The organism is Lentzea sp. NPDC006480, from assembly GCF_040611995.1.
Classification (GTDB): Bacteria; Actinomycetota; Actinomycetes; order Mycobacteriales; family Pseudonocardiaceae; genus Lentzea.
Genome location: NZ_JBEXPJ010000258.1, coordinates 1 through 8,598, shown reverse-complemented (window position 1 = coordinate 8,598; position 8,598 = coordinate 1). Strand labels below are relative to the sequence as shown.

Here is an 8,598-nt window from a genome sequence, read left to right as displayed (position 1 = left end):
GCTGCTTCCAAGGCGTTGGCTCTGTTGGCGTCTGCAAGTACCGCCAACTCCTGATCAAATCGCCGCTGACCACACCCAACCGGCCGTCGCCGACGCCGTGTGGCGCGGCGCGGCCAGCCGGTTGGTAGCAGGAAGTGCTGGGTGATCTTGGGTTGGTGGTGAGCCTTTTCGTCCTGTCCGTGCGTGTGCCGGCCCGGCTTGCGTCATGGAGAGCCATGACCACCAGCCAGGCGTGAAGCGCGCCCTTGGAACCAACCGTTCAGCAGGCCACCGCGTGCAGGATCGTCTTGAGCTGGAACGGGGTCAGGCCCGGGTGCTTGCCCAGGATCAGCGCCGCGAGCCCCGAGACGTGCGCGGCCGCGAAGCTGTTCCCGGTGGCGGTGACCGTGCCGCCACCCGGCCACGCGACCTTGATCCCGATACCGGGCGCGCCGAACTCCACGGGCGGCGAAGGGTTGTAGCGCACCAGGAACGGGTCGTCGCCCGCGCACGCCGCCACCGACAGCACCGACGAGAACTCGGCCGGGTAGCTGATCGCCGGAGTGTTGTTCACGGCCGCGACGATCACGGTGTTCCCGAAGTACGCGTGGTCGGCCAGTTCGTGCAGCGCGGCGAAGTGCTCGCGGCGTTTGGTGCTGAGACTCAGGTTCACGACGTCGACACCCGCGTCCAGCGCCCAGCGCACACCGGCCAGCAGGGCGGCACCCGTTCCGCTGAGCGTCGCGCCCAGCACGCGCACGCTGTAGAGCTCACACGACGGGGCGATGCGACGGATGATGCCCGCGCACGCCGTGCCGTGGCCGAACAGGTCGTCGTGCGGTCCTTCGTCGAGCTGAACTCGGCCGTGCGCAACGGAAATCGCGACGCTGCCCGCCACGGGGCCGACGGCGGGGTGGGCGGAGATGCCGCTGTCGATCACGGCGACCTTCACGTCGTCGCCCGACGAGCCGCCCCACGCCCACTCGCGGGTGATCGGCAGCGTGACGTCACGGACGGCGGGCTTGTCGAACTGCCACGACCAGGCGGGCCTCATCCGGCGTAGTCCAGGAACGCTCGCAGCAGAGCCCGTTCGCGCGTGCCCAGTCTGCTCAGCTCGACCGCGAGTGCGGCTGCCTCGGTGTCGCCCGCGAGTGCGTCGAACGACCGCGCGAGCACCACCGCCAGCGCGGCCTGGCGGGCGAGCAGTGACAGGACGTCCAGTGCGGCGGAACCGGCCGGGTCGAGAAGTTCGAGCACACCTACGACTTCGTCGTCGGTGTCCAGCGGCACCGCCACGATGCCGTGCGGCACGTGACCGAGGGACTCCGCGAGGTCGCGGGCGAAGCGGGGGTCTGCCGAGACGTCGTCGAGCGCCACGGCCTGCCCGGAGCTCACCGCGTAGCCCGCGATGCCCCGCCCGACGGGCAGCCGCAGACCGATGATCGCCGCGGCTTTCGGGCCGGAGGCGGCGCGGAAGACCAGCTCGTCGCCGTCGAGCAGCGCGACCGATCCGGCGGAGGAACCCGTCAGGTGTTGCGCGGTCGCGATCACGGAGTCGAGCAGCAGGTCAAGCGACATGATCGACTCCCGTCAGCAGGAACGCCTCGACGGGCGCCGCTTTGCCTTTCACGACAACGGGTTCGAGCGGCACGACGGCCGCGTCCCCGATACCGGTGCGAGTGGTCGCGCTGATCACCACACCGCCGGCGGGGGCCGCGCCCTCCAGGCGTGCGGCGAGGTTCACGGTGTCGCCGATCGCGGTGAAGTGGCGCATGGACTCGCTGCCGATGTTGCCCACCAGCGCGGGGCCCGTGCTGACGCCGACGCGGAATCGGGGCCAGCCGTCCTCGGCCACGCCGGATGCGGCGGCCTGCAGCGCCAGCGCCGCACGGGCCGCGCGCAGGGCGTGATCCGGTTGGGGGACAGGCGCGTTGAACAGGGCGATGATCGCGTCGCCGACGAACTGCGTCACGGTTCCGCCGTGGCCGAGGATGTGCGGCACGACGGCACCGTAGTAGGTGTTCAGCATCGTGACCACCGCGGCGGGAGCGGAGCGTTCCGAGAAGGACGTGAAGCCCGCCAGGTCGGCGATGAGCACGGTGATCTCGGCCGTCGCGCCACCCAGCGCTGCCTGCGCCGGGTCGGCGATCAGCGCCTGCGCGACGTCCGGCGAGAGGTAGGACCGGAACAGGCCGTCCAGGTGCCGGTAGAGCCGCGTGTTCTCCAGCGCCGTCGAGACCTGGCCCGCGAGTGAGCGCAGCACCGGGTCCGCGGGGTCACCGCCCGCCACCTCGAGCACACCTGCCGAACGGTCCTTCACCATCAGCGGGAACGATGCCGCGGCACCGTCGAGCGTGCCCGCGACCGTCTCCAGCCGCCCGTTCCGCATGATCCGGATGCGCACCTGGCCGAACGGCGCGGTGAGGCGGCAGACCGTGTCGAGCAGCTGGTCCTCTGCGTGGCCGACCCGTGCGAGCAGACCGACCTCGACCAACGCCTCCAGCCGTCGCGCCTGGTCCCGTTCCCGCACGACGGCCGCGGCGCCCTGGTGGAGCACCTCGGTCTGGCGTTCGGTCAGGCCGAACTGCGCGGCCAGGCGTGCCGTCACGCGGCCGACGTCATTCGACGGTGTGTCCGTCATGGACTCGACGAGGGCTTCCAGCGCCTCGGTGTGTTCACGGCGGACCGCCGCGAGGGTCTGTTCGAGCGAGACGCTGTTGAAAAGCCCCGATCGTGTTCCTTCGCGCTGGTATTGCACATGCGCGCTGTAGGCGACGAAGCCGAACGCCAGCAGCATCAGCAGATGCCACTCCCACCAGGAGGCGGCCCAGTTGCGGGAGTACACCATCGCTACCAGTGCCTCGGCGAGCAGGACGTATGCCGTGATGACGCTGAGCAGGATCGCCGCGGGCCGGCGGCGATGCACGAGGAAATAGCGCAGGGCCGCGACCACGTACAGGGCGCACCCCGCGACGGCGACCGGGACATATGTCTCGGTCGACTGCGGCCGGAAACTGAGAAACGCACCGGCGACGAGTACGGCCACCAACGCGAAACGGGCGGCAATCTGCCATCGGACAATTCGTTCGGAACCAGCGGGACTGAACTCGACGGCCGACAGGACGGCGATCAGGCTCGCGACGAACAGCCCGATCGGCGCAGCCGTGGAGAAGCCTTCGTTCGGTCTGTGCATGAGCACGCCCGGCGTGAAGACCGCGTGCAGGCCGAGGAAGCCGGACGCCGCCACGAACGCCAGTGACACCAGGAACAGGCGGGCGTCGGACCGTGCGCGGGCCTGCTCGTTGATCCGTGCGGCAAGGCCCGTGCTGATCACCGCGGCGCCCGCCACCAGCCAGAAGTGCGTCCGATGATCTTCCCAGCGGAGATCGAGCGAAGGTCGCGCGACCAGTAGCCAGAGGCCCAGCAGCGGCAGCGCCAGGTGGAGCAGCCACGTGGCGGTGGGCAGGCGAGTGGTCACTGGTTCGCACTCCTGTTCTCAATTGAGACGAAGCCTAGAAGAAATATGCCCACTCGGCCGACCCAGGGCGCGAGATGAGACGTGACAGGGGGTGCGTTGCATATTTCCACCGTATGAAGGGGACACCGTGTCGGCGGATCACGGCTTGACCACTGCGCAGGTGATTGATTTCCGGCGAACGCATACACCGGTCGCGACCTGGATTCCGGGTGGGCGGGCCGCCGCGTTCGACTCGGAGGGCATAGCGGAGATCGCGAGCGAGGTGCGCGAGCCCGTGCACATCGTGACCGCGAAGACCGGCCAGGGTCACGGGGTCGGCGTCGCGCTCGGCGGCGAGGCGTTCGGCGGTGACGCCGGCTACCGGCTGCTCGGCACGCTGCCCCCGTTGTACCCGGAGTGGCTGGGCGACCGGTCGTTCTGCGAGGTGCACGGCGTGCGGTTCCCCTACATCGCGGGGGAGATGGCGAACGGCATCGCCACCACCGACATGGTCATCGCGATGGCCCGCGCCGGGATGCTCGGGTTCTTCGGCGCCGGTGGCCTTGCGCCGCAACGGGTCGCGGACGCGGTGGACCTGCTCGTCAGCGAGATCGGCGACCTGCCCAACTGGGGGGTGAACCTGATCCACTCGCCGAACGAGCTCGCGGTCGAGGAGAGCGTCGCCGAGCTGCTCGTGCGGCGCGGCGTGCCGATCGTGTCCGCCTCGGCGTTCATGGGCCTCACGCCCGCGGTCGTGCGGTGTGCCGTGGCGGGACTGCGGATCGACGCGAGCGGCCAGGTCGTGCGCAGGACAAGGGTGTTCGCGAAGGTGTCACGCCCCGAAGTCGCGGCGCAGTTCATGTCGCCCGCGCCCGAGGACATCCTGGAGTTGCTCCTGGAACGCGGTCACATCACGATGGACGAGGCGGGTCTGGCCACGCGGATCCCGGTCGCCGAGGACATCACCGTCGAGTCGGACAGCGGCGGCCACACCGACAACCGGCCGCTCGTGTCACTGCTCCCGGCGATCATCGGTCAGCGCGACGAGATCGTGCGGCGGCAGCGCTACTCGCGGCCGATCCGGGTCGGCGCGGCTGGAGGCCTCGGCACGCCGGAAGGTGTCGCCGCCGCGTTCGCACTCGGCGCGGCGTACGTCGTCACCGGGTCGGTGAACCAGGCGTGCGTCGAGGCCGGGATCTCCGACGAGGCGAAGAAGATGCTCGCCGACGCCGACATCGCGGACGTGATCATGGCGCCCGCCGCCGACATGTTCGAACAGGGTGTGAAGCTGCAGGTCCTGCGGCGCGGCACGATGTTCGCGCCCCGCGCGGCCCAGCTGTACGAGGTGTACCGGACCTGTCCCGGTCTGGACGACATCCCCGCCGCGGTGCGGGCACGGCTGGAACGCGACGTGCTGCGGGCGCCCCTCTCCGAGATCTGGGCCGGCACGGCCGCGTTCTGGCGTGACCGCGACCCGGCCGAGCTCGCCAGGGCGGAAGAGGATCCCAAGCACCGCATGGCATTGGTGTTCCGCTGGTATCTCGGCAAGGCGTCGCGCTGGGCGATCGACGGCGACTCGTCGCGCCGGGTCGACTTCCAGATCTGGTGCGGCCCCGCGATGGGCGCGTTCAACCGCTGGACCGCCGGGTCGTTCCTGGCGGCGCCCTCCGAACGCACCGTCGTCCAGGTGGCGCTCAACCTGCTGGAGGGCGCCGCGGTGATCACCCGCGCCCACCAGCTCCGCACGTACGGCGTGCCGGTTCCCGCTGAGGCCTTCTCCTTCGTCCCGCGCAAGCTGAACTGAGGTGTCGATCATGTCCGATCGCATTCCCGTCGCCGTCGTCGGTGTGAGCGCCCTGCTGCCCGGCTCGCCTGACGCCGACGGGTTCTGGCGTTCCGTGCTCAGGGGTGACGACCAGGTCAAGGACGTGCCCGCGTCGCATTGGCTGATCGACGACTACTACGACGCCGATCCGTCCACACCGGACAAGACCTACGGCAAACGCGGGGCGTTCCTCGACCCGGTCGACTTCGACCCGCTGGCGTACGGAATCCCGCCGAACCAGCTGGCGGCGACGGACACCACCCAGCTGCTGAGCCTGATCGTCGCCGACCAGGTGCTGCGTGACGCGTCCCGTGGCGACATGTCCTCCGTGGACCGCGACCGGGTCTCGGTGATCCTCGGCACCGCGCCGCTGGAGCTGCTGGCCACGATGGCGTCGCGGCTGCAACGTCCTGTCTGGCTCAAGGCATTGCGCGACCACGGTGTCCCCGACGCCGAGTCCGTGTGCGACAGCATCGCCTCGCACTACGTGCCGTGGCAGGAGGCGTCCTTCCCGGGCCTGTTGTCGAACGTCGTCGCGGGCCGGATCGCCAACAAGTTCGACCTGCACGGGACGAACTGCACCACCGACGCCGCGTGCGCCTCCTCGCTGGCAGCGGTGCAGGCGGGCGTGAACGAACTGATGCTCGGTCAGTCGGACATGGTGATCACCGGTGGCGTCGACACGCTGAACGACATCACGATGTACATGTGCTTCAGCAAGACCCCGGCGCTGTCGCCGTCCGGTGACTGCAAGCCGTTCTCCGCCGAGGCCGACGGCACGATCCTCGGTGAGGGTCTGGTGATGTTCGCGTTGAAGCGGCTCGCCGACGCCGAACGCGACGGCGACCACGTCTACGCCGTGCTGAAGGGTGTCGGCACCGCTTCGGACGGGCGTTCCACCGCGATCTACGCCCCGCTGCCGGACGGACAGGCACGAGCGCTTCGCCGCGCGTACTCGTCGGCGGGTTACGGGCCGGACACCGTCGAGCTCGTGGAGGCACACGGAACGGGCACGACGGCCGGTGACCTGGCGGAGTTCACCGCGCTGCGCACCGTGTTCAGCGAGAGCGGGCGCGCCGACTCGCAGTGGTGCGCCCTGGGTTCGGTGAAGTCGCAGATCGGGCACACGAAGTCCGCCGCGGGTGCGGCGGGCATGCTGAAAGCGGTGCTGGCGCTGCACCACAAGGTGCTACCGCCGACGATCAAGGTCGACGCGCCGTCACCCAAGCTGGACCTGGAGTCGTCGCCGCTGTACCTGAACACCGCGGCCCGTCCGTGGATCCGCTCGTCGGACCACCCGCGTCGCGCGTCCGTGTCGAGCTTCGGTTTCGGCGGCAGCAACTTCCACCTGACACTGGAGGAGTACGTGCCGTCGGGCAACGGCCGTTCGCCGTGGCGGGTCTCTGCCGCGCCGGCCGCACTGGTGCTGCTCTCCGCCGCCACGCCGGAGGAGCTCGTGGCGCGCATCGGCCAGGTGGACCTTTCTGCTTCGCTCGCCGACGTGGCGCGTACGTCGCAGTGTTCTTTTGTCTCAACAGATTCCGTGCGACTGTCCGTCGTCGCGTCGTCGTCGGAGGAACTGGCCGAGAAGCTGTCGTTCGCCGTGTCGGCGATCGGCGTGCGGCCCTCGTCGTCGTTCGACACGCCGACCGGTGTGACCTATGCGGCCGGTGACGTGGAGACGGGCCAGGTGGGCTTCCTGTTCGCCGGTCAGGGCAGCCAGTACGTCGGCATGGGCGCGGACCTCGCCATGGAGTTCCCCGCCGCGCGCGCCGCCTGGGACCGGTCCGCCTCGATCGACCCGGTGCACCGTCTGGTGTTCCCGGTGCCCGTGTTCACCGACGAGGCACGCGCCGAGCAGCAGATCGCGTTGACCGCGACCGAGTGCGCCCAGCCGGCGCTGGCCGTCGCGTCACTGGCGCAGCTGGCACTGCTCGACGCGCTGAAGGTGTCGCCGGACGCCGTGGCCGGTCACAGCTTCGGTGAGCTGGTGGCATTGCACACCGCCGGTGCGATGTCGGCGGAGACGCTGGTGCGCCTGGCACGTGCCCGCGGCGAGGCGATGCGCGACGCCGCCTCGGTCGGCGGCACGATGGTCGCGGTGAGCGCGCCGGCCGACCTGGTCGAGTCGATCGTGTCCGGTGTGGACGGTGCGTGGGTCGCGAACTACAACGCCCCCGACCAGGTCGTCGTGTCCGGCTCTGCCAGTGGCATCGCCGAGGCCACGGCGCTGCTGGACCGCGCAGGAGTGACGTGGCGCAGGCTGGAGACCGCCACGGCGTTCCACTCGCCGCTGGTGGCTACCGCGAGCGAGCCGCTGCGGGCGTTCCTCGACGGCGTGGACGTCGAGCAGCCGCGCATCCCGGTGTACGGCAACACCGACGCCGCCGTGTACCCGCTGGAACCCGCGTCGATCCGTTCGCGGATCGCCGGTCACCTGGCCGCGCCGGTGCGTTTCGTCGAGGAGATCGAGGCGATGTACGCGGCGGGCGTCCGCACGTTCGTCGAGGTCGGTGCCGGCTCCGTGCTGACCGGCCTGGTGGGCCGCATCCTCGGCACGCGGCCGCACGTGGCCGTGTCGCTGGACCGCAAGGGCAAGCACGGCGTCACGGCGTTGTTCGAGGCACTGGGCACGCTGGCCGTGAACGGCGTCGCCGCCGATTTCGACGCACTGTGGGCGCACGTCGCGCCGCCGGTGGAGAAGGCCGAGCCGTCGAAGCCGCGCATGGTGAAGAAGCTGAGCGGCGCGAACTACGGCAAGCCCTACCCGCCGGTCGGCGCGGTGCAGCCTGCTCCTGCTCCTGCTCCTGCTGCGGTGGCTGCTGCTCCTGTGGTCGCTCCTGCTCCTGTGGTCGCTCCGGTGTCCGATGTGGAGCGTCTCGTGCTGGACGTGGTGGCGGACAAGACCGGCTACCCGGCGGACATGCTGGCGCCGCACATGGACCTGGAGGCTGATCTGGGGATCGATTCGATCAAGCGCGTGGAGATCCTGGCGACGGTTCGTCGTGCTGTGTCGGGACTGCCGACGTTGGAGCCCACGGAGCTGGGCAAGCTCCGCACCCTCGGCGAGGTCATCGACCGCCTCAACGGCGGCGCACCCGGTCCCGTTGCTCCGGCTCCGGTCGCCGAGCCGGTCGCTGTCGTGCCTGGTCTGGAACAGCTCGTGCTGGACGTGGTGGCGGAGAAGACCGGTTATCCGGCGGAGATGTTGTCGGGCGGGATGGATCTCGAGGCCGATCTGGGGATTGACTCGATCAAGCGGGTCGAGATTTTGTCGGCGGTGCGGCGGAGTGTTCCTGGTCTGCCTGAGGTCGACCCTGTCGAGCTGGGCAAGCTC

The 8,598-nt window shown here is 70.0% G+C and carries 5 protein-coding genes; 2 read left to right on the top strand and 3 right to left on the bottom strand.

Annotation, left to right across the window (positions count from 1 at the left end):
- Positions 1-259: 259 nt before the first annotated feature.
- Genes ABZX92_RS43965 through ABZX92_RS43955 form a run of 3 tightly spaced genes read right to left on the bottom strand, consistent with a single transcriptional unit; the run spans position 260 to position 3,457 of the window.
- Entirely contained in the window at positions 260-1,033 is a 774-nt protein-coding gene (locus tag ABZX92_RS43965; RefSeq protein WP_355571828.1) for a S8 family serine peptidase, read from the bottom strand.
- A complete protein-coding gene (locus ABZX92_RS43960; RefSeq protein WP_355571826.1) occupies positions 1,030-1,557 on the bottom strand; it encodes a GAF domain-containing protein in 528 nt (175 codons plus the stop codon). Before ABZX92_RS43960 ends, ABZX92_RS43965 begins: the two co-directional genes overlap by 4 nt.
- The gene (locus tag ABZX92_RS43955) at positions 1,547-3,457 is read right to left on the bottom strand and encodes an adenylate/guanylate cyclase domain-containing protein (protein WP_355571824.1); all 1,911 of its coding nucleotides are present in this window, start codon (positions 3,455-3,457) and stop codon (positions 1,547-1,549) included. The genes ABZX92_RS43960 and ABZX92_RS43955 overlap by 11 nt, the downstream gene beginning before the upstream one ends.
- 145 nt (positions 3,458-3,602) lie before the next feature.
- On the opposite strand from ABZX92_RS43955, the gene ABZX92_RS43950 reads away from it, so the two are divergent.
- Positions 3,603-5,240 carry a PfaD family polyunsaturated fatty acid/polyketide biosynthesis protein gene (locus ABZX92_RS43950; RefSeq protein WP_355571822.1) on the top strand — a complete coding sequence of 546 codons (1,638 nt, stop codon included), beginning with the start codon at positions 3,603-3,605 and terminating at the stop codon, positions 5,238-5,240.
- Positions 5,241-5,250: 10 nt separating this feature from the next.
- On the top strand, positions 5,251-8,598 hold a 3,348-nt coding region (locus tag ABZX92_RS43945; RefSeq protein ID WP_355571820.1), incomplete at its 3' end, for a beta-ketoacyl synthase N-terminal-like domain-containing protein.